Below are 21,384 nucleotides of genomic sequence, written 5' to 3' on the forward strand. Positions count from 1 at the left end.
CCACATAAAAAATGAAATAAATTCATTTTTTATGTGGCGTTTTATATTAACTTTGATACTTTTTTAACAATGCCTTAGGTATATGACAGTAGTCGTTTGGGTATTTAGTTAATCTATCTTGATGTTCTGGAGCGCTTTTTATGTAGTTAGTTAATAACTTAATTTCTACAGCTATTTGACTGGCATCATCTCTACTACTTATAAACGCTCTAGCTTCTTCTAGATGTGCTTGTTCAGTACTATATAGACCTGTTCTATACTTTAATCCTTCATCTTGCCCTTGTTTATTAACACTATATGGATCAATAATTTCAAATAAATAATGCATTAAATCATTAATAGATACAATTTCAGGATTATAAATAACTTTCACACATTCAGCATAACCATCATACGGACCCTCTAATTTATGACTCTCTCCATTCGCTCTACCAGCTTCTGTATCTATGACACCTGGCAAAGTTTTAAAGAAAGCTTGTACGCCCCATAGACAACCACCTGCTATATATACAGTTTCCATAACTAATCCTTTCTTAATTAAAAATTAGTATTTAAATCCATTTTCCTCAACGAACGCATCTGAAACATCTCTTAATTCTCTCAATTCGCTAGGTGCATTATCTAAAGTCTTTTTACTCGCTTTTTCAAACATACGAGCGAACATTTCTAATTCAGCGTTATACAATTTTTCTGCTTGTTTATAGCCTTCTTCTGTTAAATCAATTAAAATAACACGTCTATCTTCTTTAGATGGCGTTCGATAAATCAATTCTTTCTTCTCAAGCTTATCAATAATATAGGTCATACTGCCACTTTTAATTAATACGTTTTTACTAATTGATAAGATAGATTGTGCGCCCCATTGATATAAAGCTCCTAATACTAAAAAATCATTAACTTTAATATTTTCTTCTCTACATATTTCAAAAAGCCCCTTTTGGACGTTTTGAGAAGCTTTTATAAGATTGACATATATGCTCTGTACTTGTCGATTCTCCATATTGCAAAAACTCCTTGATTATCATTTTCCATTCCAATGTTTTGTATATCTTATTTTTATTTTACTATAAATACCTAAACATTTGGTTAAACACCCTTAAAATATAGAAAAAAGAGGTTAAAGAACCTCACATGTGTGAAATAATATCAACAACATGGGCACCTTAACCTCTTCAACTTACATATTATTTTATAGCTGAATAAGCAGCTCTTAAACCAAGTAAATAACTTTCCACTCCGAATCCAGTCATTTGACCTGTAACGATATCAGCAAAGACTGAATGATGTCTAAATGATTCACGTGAATGAATATTAGACATATGAATTTCTACAACTGGGCATTCTAATATGGCTAATGCATCACGAATTGCATAACTATAATGTGTCCATGCGCCAGCATTAATTATAACGCCATCAACATTGTTCAAATATGCTTCATTTATTTTATTTACCATTTCGACTTCAAAATTAGTTTGGTATTTTTCAACATTTACATTTAATTCATTTGCTAATTCATCAATCTTATCGTTGATTCCATCTAAAGTTATTGTCCCATACTGTTCAGGATCTCTGCGCCCGAACATATCATGATTCACACCATGTAACATTAAAAACTGTTTCATTAGTAATGACCTTCTTTCAAAATTTTAAATTATTTGCTGTCTTCACCGAACATAATTTTTACAATTTCTTCTCTAGGCATATCTACACCAGTAAATAGTTTAAATGCAATCGCACCTTGCCATGACATCATGCCTAAACCGTTAATTGCCGTACATCCAGCGTCTTCAGCTTGTTGTAATAATTTAGATTTTTGAGGATTGTATACTACATCTGTTACGACTAAATCTTTTCTTAATACATCTAATGTTTCATCAACAATACTTAAATCGTCTAACGGTTTCATACCAAGACTTGTACCATTTGCAAGTACAACACTGTCAGCAATTTCCTTTCTGAATTGTTCTTTATCTTCTAATGGGAAAATATTAGCTTTAACGTTGAACTCTTTCATATCTTCGTTAATTTTTCTAGCATTTTCTTCAGCTTGTTTAAAATATTGATCATTTCTAGCAAAAATACTAATTTCTGAAACACCAGATTGTGCTAATTGAATTGCGATTGGTGTTGCTGCACCGCCTGATCCTACTAGCGTTATTTTTTTACCTTCTATTTCAACACCATGATTTAATAAGTTTTCAACGTAACCTTGACCGTCAGTATTATGACCAATTAATTTGCCATTGTCATTTACTACAGTATTAACTGCACCAGAATATTTAGCACTGTCATCTAATTCATCTAAATATTGGATGATTTCCATTTTATTAGGCATGGAAACATTAAAGCCAGCTGCATCTACAGCTCTCATTCCATTAACAGCTTCTTCTAAATTGTCATTACCTACTTCAAATGCAAGGTAAGCATAGTTTAAACCTTTAATAGAATAACCTAAATTATGCAATCTTGGTGATAAAGTGTGACCTATTGGTGTAGCTAATAATCCTACTAATTTTGTTCTTCCATCTATTTTTTCTAAGTTTTTTTCAAATTCCATGATTTGCTCTCTCCTTTAAAATTAAATATCAACGCGACCGCCTGTAATTGCTTTATATCTATAGAACACAACAACTGCTGCGATTAAACCAATAACTGATAATATAACTTCTAACCAAATAACTGATTGTATACCTATAGAACCTTCCATATAACCAGTTAGTGCTGGCATGATAATTACTGCAATACTTCCGGAAGTAGAAATAATTCCTGTCATAGCGCCTTTACGTTGCCAGAATATCGTTGTTATTGCTGTAATTGCTAACTGTAATACACCAGAAATAGATAAACCAACGATAAAGATTAGAATATTACTAAAGAATGACACTGGTAATAGTAATACTAATACGTAGCCAACAATTGTTAATACTGGATAAACAATCATTATATAAAGTACGCTAATTTTTTTCAGAAGTAATGTTAGTAATATAACTGATACAAAAGCACCAGCAGTATAATAACTAATAACTGAAACTGAAGCTGCTTGGCTCATACCTAATACAGATTGAGCTAAAGTTGGTATCCATAAAGGCGCAATCATAATAAGCGCAAGGGAAGTAAACCCAATAACAACTAACGCTGCACCTTCTATCCAGAACTTAGGCTCTTCTATAAATTTACTTTGCTGAGTGGTTTCAGATGAGCTGTCCACTGAGTTATTACTTGGGAATTTAGCAAATATTAATATTATTAATGCCACTACTGTCACGATTCCCGGAATGATAAATGACATTTTATAACTCATGTCGTTCGTTAGTAAGAACGTTATAAATAATGGTAGTAATATACCACCGATTGAGTTAAATACTTTCGATAACACGTTCGCTGTACCTGCCGAGTTTGGATAAGATTCTGTTAAAGCAGGATAAGAACCTGAATCTAAAGCAGAATTACCAATACCCATGATAATAGCAAGTATAAATGCCACTACATAACTAGATGTAAATGGGAAAGTAAATAAGAAAAATGCCATTAATACACTTGCGATAATAATGACTGGCTTTCTTCCGATTTTATCTGAAAGATAACCATTAATTGCGTAAGTCAGTAACTTACCAACACCAAAACCAGACAGCAACGTACTCACGCCTCCTGCTGTTGTTCCTAGTTGGCCAGTTAAACTATCCATATTTGACCCAAATATAATGTTGACCATACCTAAAATAAAGAAATTTAAATAAATCCCTGTAGTTGAGGCCAGATACGGTACTCTATTCATTTTTACATAACCCTCCAATTGATATTTGGATTAAAGATTCAGCTGAATTTAATCTTAATTAAATAATTATTAATTAAAGTATCTTTAATTCAAAGTATATTTTACTACGTTTTATGGGAAAGTCAATGTCTATGCTTATTAAAAAAGACATAAAAAAAGAAAGAAGAGAAAACCTATAGATTTTTCTCTTCTTTATATGACTACTCTTTAAAATTTTGTACATTTTTTAATAACACAATTTTATTATTGTATCGGTTTTTTAAATAAGGGATATATTTAAATAACCTAAACCATCTCCATCTATTTGGGTAACGTTCAAAATAGTTTATTTCATTCACGACATTTAAATGTTTAGGCAATATATTTTTTAGTTCTGAGATTTTATTATATCCATATTTAAATTCCAACTTACTAGATAATTTTGAGACAGAAGGATGTTTTTCCGAATGATTAGTCATTGTTTTCGAACAAAATTCTGCAGCAATTTTCACATTTTGATGCTGTAATGTTTTTGTGATTTCCCTTAGTAAATTTTTAATATCCAATTCTTCAAAATACATTAATACTCCTTCAAAAATGATTAATATATTTGAGTCTTCTTTAAATGAAGGATGACTTCTTATATCTTTCAACCAAGAATAATCAAACATAGATTTCCCAATCATTTTGTAATAATCTGTTTCATAAAAAAAGCGCCGTCTTGCATTTATGCTTTCAGGCAAATCGATGTCTATCCACGGTACTTTTTTTAAGTCTAAACGGCTTAATCTCGTGTCCAAGCCACACCCTATATTTATCACAAAAGGATTTTTAAATGTCGTAACAAAATCTAAAACCATTTCATCCAGTATTTCCGTTCTAATACATATACCAAGTTGTGACATCCAGTCCTTAGAAAAATTTTCAAAAGAATAATCCACTTCCCTCATTATATCCAGTGAATAAGGATCATAAATAATTGGAGAGGACTTATAATATTCATTTGCCTTTGCAGCAAGTGGAATTAACATCGATTCAGGTATCCCCTCAAATTTTGACATCTGCCTTCCTCCTTCTATCTATTTTATTCCATTATTGCAGTGAAGGTAAATATTGTCAAAAATTTACAAAATTATATAATATATATGTTTCAAATAGATTTAGTCAAATATTTGCATGGTTTGAAAATTTTAAAAAAAGTGAAGATATAATAATAAATCATTATATAAATTAAATGGGGGCAATAAAATGGAAAGTCTAGATTTAAATGGAGCAAAACTACATTATCATAAAATAGGACAAGGGCCCGTGTTAATATTAGTTCCAGGCGCAAATGGTACAGGAGACATATTTTTACCTATAGCAGAACAACTTAAAGATCAATTTACTGTAGTAGCAGTGGATAGAAGAGGTTATGGTAAAAGTGAGCTGACAGATCCACTTCCAGATAGAGCTAAAAATAAAGATGATGATTACCGTGTAAAACGTGACGCTCTTGACATTGCTGAACTCGCAAAACATTTAAGCAATGAACCTGTGTATATACTTGGGTCTAGTTCAGGCGCAATTGTCACGATGCATGTATTAACGGATTATCCAGAAGTAGTAAAACAAATCGCCTTTCACGAACCACCAATTAACACATTCTTACCAGATAGTCAGTATTGGAAAGATCAAAATGCCGAAATAGTAGAAATTGCACTGTCTAACGGTTTAGAACCTGGTATGGCAGCATTCGCAAAAACATTAGACATTGCTAAAATAGATGAAGAAAGTATGTCTCAACCTATATCAGCTGGCGATGAAAGCAAGAATAAGCGTTATGAAGAAATGATAAATTGGGTTAAATATGAAATTAGACAATACACACACTCAAATATTTCTTTAGAGGATTTAGAAAAATACAAAGATATTATTACACTACTAAACGGTACAGATTCAAAAGGATCATTTCCACAAAGCGTAAACTATTATATACACGAACAAACAAATATTTCGCTCGTCGATATTCCAGGCGGACATTTAGGTTATGTACAAAAACCTGACGAATTCGCCAAAGTTTTATTAGAATTGTGGAAATAAAGAATATATAAATAAGTGCTCCTAATTCGTTAACTAAAATTTCAACGGATTAGGAGCATTATTTCGAATAAGGAATCAATTCGCAACTTCTTTTTCTAAATGATGGTTTTGCAATTTCAATAATACTATTCGTATATTTCGATATACAGGTAGTATTGATAAATCAGTTTTGATTTTGATTGGTTGTTTTGTTTCTAATGTATATGCTAAAACTTCAAATAAAAATAAATATTTACTTATTAATTGTTCATCAAATGTTTCTCTGTTTTCTAAATGAATTGCTCTTTCTAGTAGGAAACTCAATTCGTCTAGTAAATAAATGCTGGAATAATAGTGTCTTATTTTCTTTTTATCATTAAATAGTTCCTCTATCGCACTATCATACATATTATGCATATTATTAATTTTTATGCTGAGTTCTAATGATATATTTTTCTTTTCTTCTTCACTAAATTGATAATTTTCTTTTGAGAACAATTTGAAAAATAATTTCGATTCTGTTCTTACGACATTTGCTATTGTGTTGTTAATGATGGTTGATGCTGCATTTCTACCGAATATTAATAAACCTATAGCTGCTATTACCACACCTGCGAATACATCTGTAATTCTTGGTAACGCGATAGATAATGAAATATCCTGTGATGCTATTCCATTTAATAATATGACTTGTATCGTAATAAAGGTCATCGCAAATCCGTAGTTAGCTGCTACTAATGTCTCTCCTATTAATGCTGATAATCCTAGAATGATAATCGCAATTACGATATTCGGATGGAAAGCTAAGATTATAGAAAGCAATATGACACCTACTACCGTTCCTAAAAACCTTAAACTTGCTCGTTCCATACCTTTTAATGTTGTACCACCTATCATTACTGTATTAGCAGATAATGGTACCCAGTATGCTTGATCAAATTTGAATACAAAAGCAATTGTGATAGCAGCAGACATAATGATTAAATATCTTAGTGTAGATATAAAAGCGTAAGAGTCTAATGTTAAGTTGTGAAATAGATTTTTACTATATATAGGTTTACGCATATCTACTTCATATTGAACTTGATCTTTCGGAATAGCTAACAAATCGTTAGCTCTAAATAAGTATTTCGTTAAATCATTATAAGTTTCGTCGTTATTTATAATATTTGTATCATCACTTTTTAAATATTGTTCTTTAGCAACATTTTCATTAATGTCTTGTAATAAATTATAAAAAGACTCTGGGATTTCCTTAACGCCACTCTCTTTTAATTCTAATAATTCAGCATATATACCTTGGGCTATAGAATGTAATAAATATAAACGTTTCTTTTGTGAGCTTTTCTTAGCACCCGCAGTAATAAATATTCTTTCTGTCGTCTTAAAATTATCTTTTACTTTTTTAGATAAAGCTTCAAATGAATCATTATTAAATTCAGACATCATTTCACAAAGGAATTTGAAATTTTGAACTACACTGCTACGTTCTACATTTTCTTTTTCTGATAATAAAGAAATGGCAAGCACGCCTGTTCCTAGTAAACCACCTAGCAAGACTAGCCCACTTCTTAAAAATGCATCACTTGGCTCTACCGGTAAATTCATAGGTAGTGCAAATAGCACAATATAAAATGTAGAAGCTGGTCCTGGTATTTTTAAAGAAACAAAAACATAAAAGACCAAAGTCGAAATCAGGACGAGCAATATACCAAATAGAAGTTGGTTACCAACTGTCAAAGTACCTAAAAACATACAAATAGATAGCAATATTGCAGATACGAGTACAGTTTGTACTTTCGACTTGAACGTCCCTTTAATCGCATATATATGAGCTAATGTTCCTGTTGCTACAAGTAATCCTAAATCTGTTCTACCTAATAAATAACCAATCAAGATGGGAACAGCAATTAACAAACCTTGTCTAATACCTTTTTTCAAATTCAATCGTTCAGTATGTAATGTCATCAAACTGGAAAAATACTTACTTATCTTATGAACTAAATCTCTCACTGTATCCCTCCTTTTATAAGTGATTTTATTTGTTAATTTACACATAAGTACACAAAATTATTGTAGAACAACTTATAAATCATTACAATAAAACTCCTTTCACAACATTTTACAAAATTAAACAATTGAAATATGCAACTTTTTTGATACAATATAATGAGGATAAAATATGCCCTCATTTAAAAGGGACAACTACAAATTATAAACACTTAAAAATTTTACACATAATACTATTTAAAATATAAGAGGAGAATGAAAATGGATTACAGAGTATTATTATTTTATAAATACACAACAATCGATGACCCTGAAACTTTTTCAGCAGAGCATTTAGATTTTTGTAAAGACTTAGAATTGAAAGGCCGTATTTTAGTTGCAAACGAAGGTATTAACGGGACTTTATCAGGTACTAAAGAAGCAACTGATCAATACATGGAACATATGAAAGCTGATGAACGCTTCAAAGATATCGTATTTAAAATAGATGAAGCTGAAGGGCATACTTTCAAAAAAATGCACGTTCGTCCTAGACCAGAAATTGTTGCATTAGACTTAGAAGAAGACGTTAACCCTAAACAATTAACTGGTGAATATTTATCACCAAAAGAATTTAAAGAAGCTTTATTATCTGACGACACAATAGTAATTGATGCAAGAAATGACTATGAATATGACTTAGGTCATTTCCGTGGCGCAATTCGTCCTAACATCACAAGATTCAGAGACTTACCAGACTGGATTAAAGAGAATAAAGAAAAATTCATGGACAAAAAAATTGTCACGTACTGTACAGGCGGTATTCGTTGTGAAAAATTCTCAGGTTTCCTATTAAAAGAAGGATTTGAAGATGTTGCACAATTAGAGGGTGGCATCGCTACTTACGGTAAAGATCCAGAAACTAAAGGCGAATATTGGGACGGAAAAATGTACGTATTCGATGAGCGTATTAGCGTAGACGTAAACCAAGTAGAAAAAACAGTAGTCGGAAAAGAATGGTTCGATGGTACACCTTGCGAAAGATACATCAACTGTAGCAATCCAGAATGTAACAGACAATTCTTAGTTACAGAAGAAAATGAAGCGAAATATCTTGGCGCATGCTCACACGAATGTGCAAGCAAAGAAAACAACCGCTATGTTAAAGCACATAACATTAGCGACGAAGAAAAAGAAAAACGCTTAGAAAACTTTAAAGAACTAGTTTAAAATATAACGAGTTCGGGACATTGGTTAATGTCTCGAACTCTTTCTTTGTATTGGCAGTAATAGGCTGGAGACTTATGTTGCACGTTCTTCTGTCAATAACGATGGTCTTATTGACTATTCTTACCAAACCTGTCAATAACAGTAGCCTTATTGACTATTCTCACTAAACGTGTCAATAAGAGTAGCCTTGTTGCCTTTTCTCATCAAACGTGTCAATAACGATGGTCTTGTTGCCTTTTCTTACTAAACGTGTCAATAAGGAGATTGTTATGTTGCTCGTGCACCTCGTTTTGCAACATTCGCTACTTTATTAACACAAACAAAACAGTCCGGGACGTCAATCATTGTCTCGGGCTGTTCCGTTTTATTATCATTTAATATGCTGCTTTTCTATTCCTACTACTATAAACCATTATTATTAAGACGAGCATGCCACATATTAAATACATCCATTTAAAGCCTACTAAATCAGATATTGGACCCATCATAGCACCACCTAACGATACACCTAAGTCGGCACAAGCGATAAATAAGCCTAACAACATATTTCTACCTGCTCGTGGTAAGACGAAACTTAAGTATGATGTTAAAGTTGGATAAATCATTGCCTGGGCAATACCGATTAAGATTGCACTACCATAAAATACTCCTATGTATATGTATGGTCCAAAAGCAACAATGATAGCTGCTAACATTAGAATACCTAATACTTTTAACATAAACTTTGGATGCCACAATCCATCAGATGGTATAAATTTTCTTAAATAAAATCTTGATAATACAACAGCAATTGCTTGTATCGTCAAGTATATACCTGCATTAGCAAATCCATATTGGACTGTAAATAATGGAATAAATGTCGTAATAGCTCCAAATACAATGGAAGCTATAATCATAATAAGACCACTTTTAAATAACGCAGGATTTTTAAAAAATTGACAAAATACAGTTAAGCCATTGAATGGCGCTTTTTCTACAACAGGTTTCTCATCCGATGCGACATCACTAAACGTTGCGCTATAACCGAATATGCCTGTTGATAAGGCTATCACTATCATAACAATAGCAAATACACCCATGTTTTCATTATTCCATAAACTAACTGCGATTATCGGTCCAATTAGTGTAGGCAAAGTTGAGAAAAGAGAATATAATGAAATACCTTCTGAACGATGTTTTTCAGGTAATGCATCAATTATGCCAAGTTGTAATGACATTGAGAAGAATGCTGTACAAACACCTTGCATCACTCTTGCTACAAAATACCCTTCTAATTCTGTAAATCCATATATTATTAACGCGATACCATTAATAATTAATATGATACGTAATATTTTAATCGGGCCTACTTTAGCAATGATTTGTCCAGCCCACGGTCTAAATACCATTGCTGTTAACATGTAAGCACCCATTACAATACCGATTGCCGTATTTGTAGCACCTAAATCATGACCTCTTAATGGTACAAATACATTTAATATCGCATTAGCACTAAAGAACATAAGCGCTAATATATATAACCTTAAAAATGGCCATGCCATTGCACCTTTCATATTTTCACTCCTTAAAACGAAAGTTGTTTATCGATTAACGCTCTTGTATATTTATTTTTTGAAAGATGTAGTTGACTCGTTTTAAGTTGTTCTACAATTTGTCCATCTTTAAAAATAATAAGTCTATCGCATAAATAAGTTGCTGCTTGAATATCGTGTGTTATAAATATATAAGTAAGCGAACGTTTATCTTTTAATTCAATTAATAAGTCTAATATTTGAGTTTGTATCGACATATCTAATGAACTAATCGCTTCATCAAATAATATATATCTTGGATGAATAGCAAGCGCTCTTGCAATAGCTACACGTTGCGCTTCTCCTCCAGATAAAGTATTAGGATACATATCTAAATATCCTTCACCTAAACCAACTTCTTCCATGAGTGTCGCCGCTTCATCATGCATTTCTTGTTTGCTCTTACCACCGCAATCACACATGACTTCTAACAGTATTTCTCTAACAGTCTGAAATGGATGTAAAGAAGACGTGTAATCTTGGAAAACTGCTCCAATTTGATGTTTACGAACTTTTCTTTTACAAATTGATTTGCCATCTAAAGTAACTAACCCTTTATCTGGTTTTTCTATGCCAAGTATCATACGACTTAACGTTGATTTACCACTACCACTTTCGCCTATAATGGCAATGCTTGAGCCCATTTCACAATCAAAACTGACACCTTTTACTACATATGTCGATTGTTTTTTGAATAATTGTATACCGCCATAAGACTTTTCCACTGAATCAACTTTAAGCATTTTGTTCACCTCTTAACACTCGTTTAAAATGATCATTTACCTTTTTCTTTGTAGATAATAAGTAGGTTGTATAATCATGCTTTGGTCTATGAAACACATCTTCTTTAAAACCTTTCTCGACGATATTACCATCTTTCATTACAACTACACGGTCAGCAATATTATGAATGACTGATAAATCATGAGATATAAAAATCATCGCACAATTTAACTCTCTCTTTATTTTGGCAAATGCTTCTAACACATCATACTGAGTAATTGTATCTAAAGCAGTAGTTGGTTCATCTGCTATAATAAGTTTAGGTTTCAAACTCAATGCTAAAGCAATCATCAAACGTTGTAACATGCCCCCTGATAATTCGTGAGGGTATGCTTTTAATATTCTCTTTGGATCTTTCAATGACATATATGTCATTGATTTAATAAGCGCTTCTTCGATTTCTTTTATCGATAAATCACTATGGACTCGCATCGTTTGATACATTTGTTTACCAACAGGGATGGATGGATTAAAGGCACGACTACCTTGTTGCATGACCATCGCAATATCACGACCACGATGTCGTCTTATTTCTTTTTCTTTTAAATCTAGTAAAGATACACCTTCAAATTCAACGGTACCTGTTATTTTTAATCGATCTTGGTTAAGCCCCATAACAGACTTACAAGTTATCGATTTACCACTACCACTTTCTCCAATTAAACCTATTGTTTCAGCCTTTTTTACATCAAAGTTAATATCTGATACGAGTTGTTTTCCTGTCCAAGTATCCATAATACTAAGTTCTTTTACGTTTAATAGCGTCATACTTTAGCGACACCTCTCTTTAAAGGACTTATTTTATCCACTTGTGAAATTCTAGGATCGATTGCAATCTGAAGTGAATCAGATAAGAAATTAAATGCCATTACAATGATGATAATTGCTAAACCAGGTGCAAACATCATTTCAGGGTGTGTAAACATCACTTTTCTAGCTTCATTCAACATCATGCCCCACTCTGCGGTCGGCGCTTTAACACCCAGTCCTAAAAATGAAAAGCCTGAGATTTGTAAGATCATTGAACACATTGAACTACTCGCAATTACAGCAATATCTGCTAGCGTAAGTGGAATAATATGTTTAATTATAATTTTGGAGTCTTTCATACCAATCGTTTTAGCAAAACGCACATGATCTGAGGTTGTATATTGCATAACGCTTGTACGTATTACTCGACAGAACCACGCCCATCTCGTCAATATAAATGCGAGAATAATATTTTCAACTCCCATACCAAACAGAGCAATAAGAGCTAATGTCACAACATAACTTGGAAAAGAAAGCATAATATCACAACATCTCATAATCACTACATCAATATAACCTTGGAAATAACCAGAAATAAATCCTAATGCTGCACCTATAAATACAGATATGAATAGTGCTATAAAGACATAGAGCAAACTAGGTCGAATAGCGTATATTATGCGTGTTAGTACATCACGTCCTAAATGATCTGTTCCTAATAAATGCGAAAAACTGATGCCACTATATTTATTAGCTAACTCAACTTGAGTAGGATCATGTGGCGTAACAAAAGGTGCAAATACACCTAATATGATATAAATAATAATGATGGTTAAAGCCATCATTGCTCCCTTGTCTTTTAACAGACGTTTCAAAATCATCATGCTTTCCCCTCCCTTAACCTTGGATTTAAGAAAGCATTAATAATATCCGCCAATGTATTAAATATGACAAATAAAATAGCCACTATAAGTACGTAAGCTTGTATGACTGGAAAGTCTTGTTCTAATATTGCTTTTATACTTAATTGACCTAGTCCTGGCCAAGCAAATATGTATTCAACGACAACTAAACCACCCATAATGATGGGGATAGACATGCAAAATATCGAAACAGCAACTTGTAATGCGTTTCTTAATACATGTAAAACAATCATCCACGATTTAACACCACTTGCCTTCAAATATAAGACATAATCTTGATTTAATTGTTCAATCATTGAACGTCTTACATTTCTGAAATAAATTCCAGCAAACGTCAACGTTACAACAGTAACCGGTAATATATAGCTTTCTGGTCCCGTTAAACCAGATGTGGGTAATAAATTCATTTTTACGGATACATAAATGATTAACATCGATGCTACCCAATATGAAGGAAGTGCCGTTAAGAAGAAAGCAACAGACCTAATTGCACGATCAAGAAACTTTCCTCTCAATAAGGCACTCGCCACACCCAAGATAATGGATGTTATTATAACAACAATACTTGATACTATTGTTAATTTTAATGTGTTATTAAACGCAGGTAGTATTCGTTCGGAGACAGGTTCACCTGTTATATAACTATCTCCAAATTTAAGTTGTACTGCGTCTAATAACCAATTTTTATATTGGACAAAGATGGGATCATTTAAACCGTATTTTTTATTTGTTTCATCGATTAATTGTTGAGTCACATTTGGTACATCCTGAGCATGTAATATCGTTACGGCAGGGTTTTCGTTCGTAATATACATCATTACAAATGTGATAAAACTAATGACAATCATCAATGGAAACATCATTGCTACACGCTTTAAAATAAATTTAACCATCTTAACGCTCCTTATTTATAATGCATTTCATTGAATGGTAATTCATATTGAGATTGTGTAAATCGAACACCTTCTAAATCTTTAGGCGCTATAACAGTCATACCTCCAGATGAAACTGGAATAAAGACTGATTCTTCTTCTAATTGCGTTAATATTTCTTTATATTTCTCTGACCGTTTTTTATCATTTTGTAATTTGAATACTTCATCGATGTTTTCATATAATTTATTTTTATCTTCAATGCCAGATGTTGCTGCTGCATAACCATTTTTAGCTTTGAAAGATGAAACTGTACTTTGTGGGTCATATAATAATCCCCATGTTTGATTGAATAATAAATCATAGTCACCCGATGTTCGGCGTTCAGCAATTTTATCTGATGTTTCACCATTTAAATTCAATGCTACACCAATTTTCTTGAATTCAGATTGTAAAAATTCTGCTTCTTCTTTTTGATTTGAAGAACCATTATCATAGTAAATAGATAATTTTAAAGCTTTTCCATCTTTTTCACGTACTTTATCCTTACCTGCTGCTTTCCAACCCGCTTCGTCTAATATTTTCTTAGCTTTTTCTAAGTCATATTTACGCGTTGGTACATCAAAGTCAATATCAGATACATTTTTCGCAAATAATTGTGTTGCTGGTTTTTCTTCTCCATTAAGGATGTCTTTAGCTATTTTATCTCTATCTACAGCATGCGCTACTGCTTGTCTCACGCTTTTATCACTAATAGGGCTATCTTTCTTACCTGTATTAGCAACAATCATTTTAGTGTGCATTGGTTTACTATGATAAACTTTATAGTCACCTTTATCAGTTAATTGTTTGATAGAACTTTTATCTAAACTATCTGTTCCTCTATCATCAGTAAACGCAAAGTTTGTTTCACCTTTTTGCATAGATAAAAATGCAGTTTCACCTGCTGGCATTACTTTAGCCTGTACCTTTTCAATTTTAGATTTTTCGCCCCAGTAGTCTTTATTTGCTACAAATTCTGCAGACTCGTCTTTCTTATGATCCCCCATTTTAAAAGGTCCTGTACCATCAAAAGCTTTCACACCATTTTTTGTTGTACCATCTTTAAAATCGTTTGGAGATACAAATACATACGGTCTTGGCATTGCAAACTCATTTAAAGCAGGTTGATATTCTTCAGAAAGCTTAATTTCGACAGTGTTCTTATCTATAGCTTTAACATCTTGAATTAAAGTCGAAACTTTAAGCCATGAATGCAATTCTTTGTTACTTTGAACTGCGTCTATATTTTTCTTAACTGCTTCTGCATCAAATTGAGTTCCGTCATGGAATTTAACGTCATCTCTTAAATGAAAAGTATACGTTTTGCCATCTTTTGAAATATCCCATGATTTCGCTAACAATGGTTTAATACCATCTTTCGTATTTTCAACGAGAGATTCATAAATCATATCTTCAGCTGACATAGACCCACCATATACATGAGGGTTCATATCACCAATATCTTTAACTGTCGTATAAGTTAAAGTATTATCTTTCTTTTTTTCATCTAATCCTTTACTATTTCCGCATCCCGTTAAAATGAGACCCGATGCTATTGCAGCCAAACTAAGTTTAACTAATTTATTCATGTTGTTTCCTCACTTTTCTAATTCATAATGATTACTATTCTCAATTATTAGGTTTATGGAATTTTTTGTCAATGTTTTTAAGTGAATTTACTAAAATTGTCAATATATTTTTTTGAAATAATCTTCTAATAGCGATATATCTTGCTGAGCATGTTCTATGTTAAAATCATGCGAAAATGTTTCTGATTTGTTTTTAGCTTTATATTCTGCTACATACGAAATATAACGATCGAGAAATTGATCAATCATTGGTGTTTCGATAGACGATAAACGACCTATTGCTTGAATGATTTTTGTTCTGTAAAAATCTTCACTTGGCATTCTTGGAATTTGAGTAACACCTTCATCATTTTTATATATAAAATGAAACGGTACAGCTGAAAAATCAAAATACTCGCCTTTATCATTCGGTTTAGAAAATGGATCGATTAAAATCCCTGTATAACGTACATATAATAAATACTCTTGATGTATATTTGTTAAAGTTTCAAATCGTTCTATATCTTGTTCATTCATTGTTTCAAGTCTTAAAGGATAATTTTCTTTGACCATAAACTTTAATAAATTAAGCGTAGGTAAATTAAGGGACTTTAAAATATTCATTACTTCTTGCCACATGAGACGCATTTCTCGTATCAAAGTCATTGTTATTGGCCCTTCAGGAAATAGCTTATAAACATAAACAGGAATATCATTACCATAAAATATAGTGTTTAAAGCAAACTCATTCATAAATAAAGCTGGATGAACATATAAAGAACTATTTCTAGATTCCGCTATAAAAGGTGATTCAACTAATGTAAGTTGAATGTCGATTTTTTGAAATATACCTTTAATCTCATTTATCATTTTGGACTCTTCAAATGTAGAACCTATATAAACATTTTCTTTAACCCCAGTTGTTAACACATGGTTAGGCTGTTCAGTATTTAGAACTCTTGTATCTCCTAAATATGTAGAAAAAGAAATGACCTCAATGTTCAAATTCAAATCTTTCATTAATTGCCGAACGATAATATGAGATCCAAATGTTGGTGATACGAGAATGATACATTTTAATGTTGATATTGCTTTCCTTGGTAAAGATACAAGAACATCGCGGTAAGCATTAGCTGTACAGGCCATTACCAAGACATCATAAGTATCTTCCACAGATTCATAGTCTTTATAAATATTCTTTAATTTAGTCTGTCCAGATAAAGAGTTATGCTTTTCATTTTGTATGTGGATATCAATTTGACCTTCTTCTTGATAAGCATCATAAAATTTTTTAGACTTGCTTGAAGCTGTCGCTCTACCTACCATACTCACTAAAGATTTAGTATACTCATTCGCAATATGTGCTAATTGGACACCGACTGGTCCTGTACCTGCTACGAGTATTTTATTCATGTTGCCTCACTTCTCCTTTATTAACTTTGCGATAAAGAGCAATATCAAAAATTTGGTTATCTTGAATACAAGTTTGTATACATTCCCATTTCTCAGGATTAACATTTATTTTTGGGTAATTAAATATAGATTTAAATCCATTTCCATATCTCATTGCCACCACAACATCTTTGTTTGTTAATTGATATAATTCATCTAAAATTTCATATTTCATAGATACAGTAGAACTAAATATAATATGTGTCACTTCACTAATATCTTCTAATTCACTCACCGATTGATTCGTTATGCGAATATCTTTATCAGGCGCTAATCTTTTTACAACAGCTTTCCCAAAAATTAAAGCGTCTTGATCGATATCTATACCAATAACTTGAGCATTAGTTTCTTCAGCGATTTGTACAAGCGTCATTGGATATGCACCTGAACCAATTAGCAATACTTTATCGTTACTATGTATTTCAAACTGCCCAAATTCCTCATTTATACAATGTTCGATATTATCAAAATAACCAGAAGTAGACACCTTACCGTCTAACAATCTTCTAGCACGAATATTTTCAACTTGTTTCACACATTTTGATGTCATATCAGCCAAAGTCATTGATATATGTGACTTCTCAGCAACATCATTCCATCTTAAATAAGCATCTTTATATCGTTCATCTAAAATAAATTCACTATACTCATCAATTAAAATCTCTAATTTTCCTATATAACTATAATCGTTTATGACTTTCTTATATAAATACTCAAATTTCTCTAAATAGTTAAGTAATGCAAGTTCAATATTTTTCTCTTTTTGTATTTCTTTCATCCTATTCTCCTATCCTAAATAAGCTTGTCCGATAGCAACGGTAGATACTTCACCTATAATAGAAGTTTCAAAATCATCTATATTTGAAGAAACCCAAATGCTGCCACCAGGTTGCTTTATTTCTAATTTATGAATTGTTTTTTGTTTGTACCAAGTTTCATAAATACCAATTGAAGCAGAACCAGAACCACAACTGTTTTCCCAGACAATACTTTTCACTTTTGGTATATAAATAAGAGGCACGAGATATTGAGTTGTTGTGTTAAAAAGCATTATGCCAATTGTCTTTAAATGATGAGACCATTTATAAGTTCGAACATAAGTTTCAACGCCCCTTTTTAATTGATCAGTAATTTCACTAACCGGAACAATAATATGAACATATGATTCATAAATCACTTCAATAGCCTCATAAGATACATTGCTTATATGTAAATCTAAATGCTGAATACTCAACGGCTTAGGCATATTCACTTCATATTTACCGTCATCACAAATTTTGCATTGAACGAGATCTGCTCGACCTGAAACTGAAAGTTCAACTTTAGAATGAGGCAATAAATTATGCTCATATAAATAATGCAAATAAGATATCGTGGCATTTCCACAAAACTCATGACCACTCATTTCCAATTTATATAAACCATCCCTCGTTGAAGAAACAAAACCAACCTGTTCACAACAAACATGAGAGAACTTCATCATACAATTCGCAATGTCAGCATATTCCGATGGATGATGTTTCGAATGTACAAGCACCGTCATATTTCCAGAAGGGTTATACTTCGAAAAATCAATGACTTTTTTCTGCATTTTTCCTCCTTTTAAAACTTTTTTAATTGATAATGGTAATCATTACCAATTAAAATAATTATTACATCAACTTGAAAAAAATGTCAATTTAAAAGGTGACTAATATTTTATTAATATAGAAAGAATTAAGTTTTAAAGAATAAATGAGAGGAATATTGTTCGAAGAAAGTAAGGGAATATTGTTGTTTATTAAATTACAAAAGAGTACTGCAACTTCCCTACAACCGCCATTTTCATATTCAATATTTAATGTGAAAATATTCACAAATAATTCATAACTCACCCGGTACAAATCGATAAAAGTATTATAATAATAGTAGATAGAGAATGTTACATTTAGGAGGTAAATCAATATGAAAGCAATCGTAGTTAGTAAAGAACACAAACCACAGGTAACTGAGAAAACATTACGTCCATTAAAGTATGGTGAAGCATTATTAGATATGGAATGTTGCGGCGTTTGCCATACTGATTTGCATGTAACACATGCAGATTTCGGAGATGTGACAGGAAGAGTATTAGGACACGAAGGGATTGGTGTAGTTAAAGAAGTTGCAGATGGCGTGACGAGTTTAAAAGTAGGAGATCGTGCTAGTGTCGCATGGTTCTATGAAGGATGTGGTCATTGCGAATATTGTACTTCAGGGCGTGAAACATTATGTCGTTCAGTAAAGAACGCAGGGTATTCTGTAGATGGTGGAATGGCTGAAGAATGTATCGTTAAAGCAGATTATGCTGTGAAAGTACCAGATGGTTTATCATCAGAAGCTGCTAGTAGTATCACATGCGCTGGCGTTACAACATACAAAGCTATTAAAGAATCAGGTATACAATCAGGACAGTGGATTGTCATTTCTGGTTTAGGCGGTTTAGGAAATCTTGCATTACAATATGCGAAGAAAGTATTTAATGCCAAAGTTATAGCCGTAGATATCAATGACAGTCAATTAGAATTTGCAAAACAATATGGCGCTGATATCACACTGAACCCTAAAAACGAAAAAATCAGTGAATATATACAAGAGCATCTAGATGGCGCACATGCTGCAGTCGTTACAGCAGTTGCAAAATCAGCATTCAACGACGCTGTTAATGCTGTACGAGCAGGAGGTACTGTTGTAGCAGTAGGTCTACCTACAGAATCTATGGATTTATCCATCCCACGCCTAGTATTAGATGGCATACGCGTAGTTGGTTCACTAGTAGGAACACGCCAAGACTTAAAAGAAGCATTCCAATTCGGAGCAGAAGGACTTGTCGTTCCAAAAACACAAACACGCCCGATGGAAGACATTCAAGACATATTTACAGAAATGGAAGAAGGTAAAATTAACGGACGTATGGTGATAGATTTCCGTTCGTAAGTAAAGTTAAAAAGCCTGACTAATATAAATATATTATTATAAAAAAGGACCTTTTCGCTAGATTTTATTCTAATGAAAAGATCCTTTTTGTGTTTAAAAATTATGTACATTAATTTTTAAGACTTCTTCCACTTTTCAGGTGTAAAAGCATCCGGTTTAACTGAAGCTTTTATACGCATTAAAATGTAATATGCAATCATTGTAACGACTAAAGATTGAATTGCCGGTAAACCCATTTGATGGATATATTGAGTGTAATAACCAACAAGCATACCTATTATCATGGCTATTGTAGCTATGATATTCCAGCCATTAATACTTTCCCATTCTCGATTACGAATAGCAAAAAAATCAATAAACATAACTCCAGCGATAGCAGGATAAACAATAGCTGTGAAATTTAAAAAGTCCGTGAAATATTGCAAAATTCCTGCTATTGCAATTGCTATAGCTATTAATGTACCTAATAAAGTTAATAACTGTCTACCTTTATGTGAGTTAACATTAAGTAAATTTGCAAACGCCAATCCCATACTGTAATTATTCACAAGTTGACTTGTCCATGTAGCGAACCATAAGATTAAAAATCCCCAAACAGGAAAACCTAACCCCATCATTACTTGTACTATATCAGGATCACCAACACCTACTGACATTACTGCCCCAACTATAAACAAGGGGACACCGACAGCTACTATACCTAATGGTATTAAAATATTATCTTTCCAAGTAGGCTTTGCGTACCTTGTATAGTCTGCTGCTATGACCCATTGCGATACGTTTACACCAATTATTAAACTAATTGCAGCCATCACTGTCATTTGAGGCTTTGGTTGCCAGCTTAATAAATTATGTAAACCTGTATTGCTTAGTGCAAAGTATATGCCTCCTATAACTAATAATAAACCTGCAGGTACAGCAATGTAATCCGTCCACTTCATTGATTGATAGCCAATAATTGAAGGGATGGCAAATAGTAGGCCTGCTATAATCGTAATAATTGCCCAAAGAAACCAATCTTTTTGGTAATTGACACCAAACATTGCTGATATAGCGTTACCAGCTACTGCTGTTTGTAAAGCCCACCACCCTAAAGAGACTATAAATATAGTTCCACCTGCTATTAACCTTGCTTGTACATCACCAAAACTATTCTTTGCTATGACTGACGATGGTCTTCCTGTTTTAGCGCCTATATATCCGCTAATGGTATTTCCTATCCACTGAAATACAACCATTGCTAACAGTGTAATCCATACAACATGAATCAATTTAAACGATCCCGCTAATGAAGCTCCTACCATAAGAACAGGTATTGTAAACTCTAAACCTCCAAAAATGACTGCAGGAGTGGACCAATGTTGTCGTTGAGACTTTGGAACACTTTCTAAAGGATTATCCGCTTTAGAAAAACTATTATTTTCACTCATAGAT

Annotated in this window: 20 protein-coding genes; 3 read left to right on the forward strand and 17 right to left on the reverse strand. The window is 32.5% G+C overall.

What is annotated here, in order from left to right; translation table 11 throughout:
* Window positions 1-46: 46 nt before the first annotated feature.
* The 6 genes from ACO6VN_RS10585 to ACO6VN_RS10610 all read right to left on the reverse strand — a co-directional run bounded on the left by ACO6VN_RS10585 (window position 47) and on the right by ACO6VN_RS10610 (window position 4,815).
* Entirely contained in the window at window positions 47-520 is a 474-nt protein-coding gene (locus tag ACO6VN_RS10585; protein WP_194200393.1) for a peptide-methionine (S)-S-oxide reductase, read from the reverse strand.
* A gap of 24 nt (window positions 521-544) precedes the next feature.
* Complete coding sequence (locus tag ACO6VN_RS10590; RefSeq protein ID WP_016999726.1) at window positions 545-1,000, reverse strand: MarR family transcriptional regulator; 456 nt, start codon at window positions 998-1,000, stop codon at window positions 545-547.
* 184 nt (window positions 1,001-1,184) lie between these two features.
* A complete protein-coding gene (gene aroQ / locus ACO6VN_RS10595; protein ID WP_422404642.1) occupies window positions 1,185-1,622 on the reverse strand; it encodes a type II 3-dehydroquinate dehydratase in 438 nt (145 codons plus the stop codon).
* A 29-nt stretch (window positions 1,623-1,651) separates the two neighbouring features.
* Window positions 1,652-2,557 (reverse strand): shikimate 5-dehydrogenase, encoded by a 906-nt coding sequence (locus tag ACO6VN_RS10600; protein WP_016999728.1) that lies wholly within the window; start codon window positions 2,555-2,557, stop codon window positions 1,652-1,654.
* A gap of 21 nt (window positions 2,558-2,578) precedes the next feature.
* Window positions 2,579-3,775, reverse strand: coding sequence for an MFS transporter (locus ACO6VN_RS10605; protein ID WP_218708411.1), 1,197 nt, complete (start codon window positions 3,773-3,775; stop codon window positions 2,579-2,581).
* A 200-nt stretch (window positions 3,776-3,975) separates the two neighbouring features.
* A complete protein-coding gene (locus tag ACO6VN_RS10610; protein WP_422404643.1) occupies window positions 3,976-4,815 on the reverse strand; it encodes a class I SAM-dependent methyltransferase in 840 nt (279 codons plus the stop codon).
* Window positions 4,816-5,002: 187 nt separating this feature from the next.
* On the opposite strand from ACO6VN_RS10610, the gene ACO6VN_RS10615 reads away from it, so the two are divergent.
* Window positions 5,003-5,836, forward strand: coding sequence for an alpha/beta fold hydrolase (locus ACO6VN_RS10615; RefSeq protein WP_216683613.1), 834 nt, complete (start codon window positions 5,003-5,005; stop codon window positions 5,834-5,836).
* Window positions 5,837-5,911: 75 nt separating this feature from the next.
* Here ACO6VN_RS10615 and ACO6VN_RS10620 read toward each other — a convergent pair whose 3' ends face one another.
* Complete coding sequence (locus ACO6VN_RS10620; protein ID WP_422404644.1) at window positions 5,912-7,828, reverse strand: FUSC family protein; 1,917 nt, start codon at window positions 7,826-7,828, stop codon at window positions 5,912-5,914.
* Window positions 7,829-8,086: 258 nt separating this feature from the next.
* On the opposite strand from ACO6VN_RS10620, the gene ACO6VN_RS10625 reads away from it, so the two are divergent.
* The gene (locus ACO6VN_RS10625; RefSeq protein WP_016999734.1) at window positions 8,087-9,034 is read left to right on the forward strand and encodes a rhodanese-related sulfurtransferase; all 948 of its coding nucleotides are present in this window, start codon (window positions 8,087-8,089) and stop codon (window positions 9,032-9,034) included.
* 374 nt (window positions 9,035-9,408) lie between these two features.
* Here ACO6VN_RS10625 and cntE read toward each other — a convergent pair whose 3' ends face one another.
* The 9 genes from cntE to cntK all read right to left on the reverse strand — a co-directional run bounded on the left by cntE (window position 9,409) and on the right by cntK (window position 18,586).
* Window positions 9,409-10,587 (reverse strand): staphylopine family metallophore export MFS transporter CntE, encoded by a 1,179-nt coding sequence (cntE, locus tag ACO6VN_RS10630; RefSeq protein WP_194200389.1) that lies wholly within the window; start codon window positions 10,585-10,587, stop codon window positions 9,409-9,411.
* 11 nt (window positions 10,588-10,598) lie between these two features.
* Window positions 10,599-11,348, reverse strand: coding sequence for an ABC transporter ATP-binding protein (locus tag ACO6VN_RS10635; protein ID WP_194200388.1), 750 nt, complete (start codon window positions 11,346-11,348; stop codon window positions 10,599-10,601).
* Entirely contained in the window at window positions 11,341-12,156 is an 816-nt protein-coding gene (gene cntD, locus ACO6VN_RS10640; RefSeq protein WP_422404645.1) for a staphylopine uptake ABC transporter ATP-binding protein CntD, read from the reverse strand. The genes ACO6VN_RS10635 and cntD overlap by 8 nt, the downstream gene beginning before the upstream one ends.
* Entirely contained in the window at window positions 12,153-13,022 is an 870-nt protein-coding gene (gene cntC / locus ACO6VN_RS10645) for a staphylopine uptake ABC transporter permease subunit CntC (RefSeq protein WP_194200386.1), read from the reverse strand. Before cntC ends, cntD begins: the two co-directional genes overlap by 4 nt.
* A complete protein-coding gene (gene opp1B, locus ACO6VN_RS10650; RefSeq protein ID WP_218708435.1) occupies window positions 13,019-13,954 on the reverse strand; it encodes a nickel/cobalt ABC transporter permease in 936 nt (311 codons plus the stop codon). The genes cntC and opp1B overlap by 4 nt, the downstream gene beginning before the upstream one ends.
* 11 nt (window positions 13,955-13,965) lie before the next feature.
* Complete coding sequence (gene cntA, locus ACO6VN_RS10655; RefSeq protein WP_422404646.1) at window positions 13,966-15,564, reverse strand: staphylopine-dependent metal ABC transporter substrate-binding lipoprotein; 1,599 nt, start codon at window positions 15,562-15,564, stop codon at window positions 13,966-13,968.
* 99 nt (window positions 15,565-15,663) lie between these two features.
* A complete protein-coding gene (gene cntM / locus ACO6VN_RS10660; protein WP_194200383.1) occupies window positions 15,664-16,956 on the reverse strand; it encodes a staphylopine biosynthesis dehydrogenase in 1,293 nt (430 codons plus the stop codon).
* Window positions 16,949-17,773 carry a staphylopine biosynthesis enzyme CntL gene (gene cntL, locus ACO6VN_RS10665; RefSeq protein ID WP_135032040.1) on the reverse strand — a complete coding sequence of 275 codons (825 nt, stop codon included), beginning with the start codon at window positions 17,771-17,773 and terminating at the stop codon, window positions 16,949-16,951. Before cntL ends, cntM begins: the two co-directional genes overlap by 8 nt.
* 9 nt (window positions 17,774-17,782) lie before the next feature.
* Window positions 17,783-18,586: a histidine racemase CntK gene (cntK, locus tag ACO6VN_RS10670; protein ID WP_135032043.1), complete on the reverse strand. Its 804-nt coding sequence runs from the start codon at window positions 18,584-18,586 to the stop codon at window positions 17,783-17,785.
* A gap of 353 nt (window positions 18,587-18,939) precedes the next feature.
* Here cntK and adhP point away from each other — a divergent pair, with 353 nt between their 5' ends.
* Entirely contained in the window at window positions 18,940-19,950 is a 1,011-nt protein-coding gene (adhP, locus tag ACO6VN_RS10675) for an alcohol dehydrogenase AdhP (RefSeq protein ID WP_323710861.1), read from the forward strand.
* 116 nt (window positions 19,951-20,066) lie between these two features.
* On the opposite strand, the gene ACO6VN_RS10680 is transcribed toward adhP, so the two are convergent.
* Window positions 20,067-21,380 carry a cytosine permease gene (locus tag ACO6VN_RS10680; protein WP_064211372.1) on the reverse strand — a complete coding sequence of 438 codons (1,314 nt, stop codon included), beginning with the start codon at window positions 21,378-21,380 and terminating at the stop codon, window positions 20,067-20,069.
* Between the last annotated feature and the right edge of the window lie 4 nt (window positions 21,381-21,384).

Origin of the sequence: Mammaliicoccus sp. JADD-157, assembly GCF_049310805.1 — a bacterium.
In the GTDB taxonomy this organism is placed as follows: domain Bacteria; phylum Bacillota; class Bacilli; order Staphylococcales; family Staphylococcaceae; genus Mammaliicoccus; species Mammaliicoccus lentus.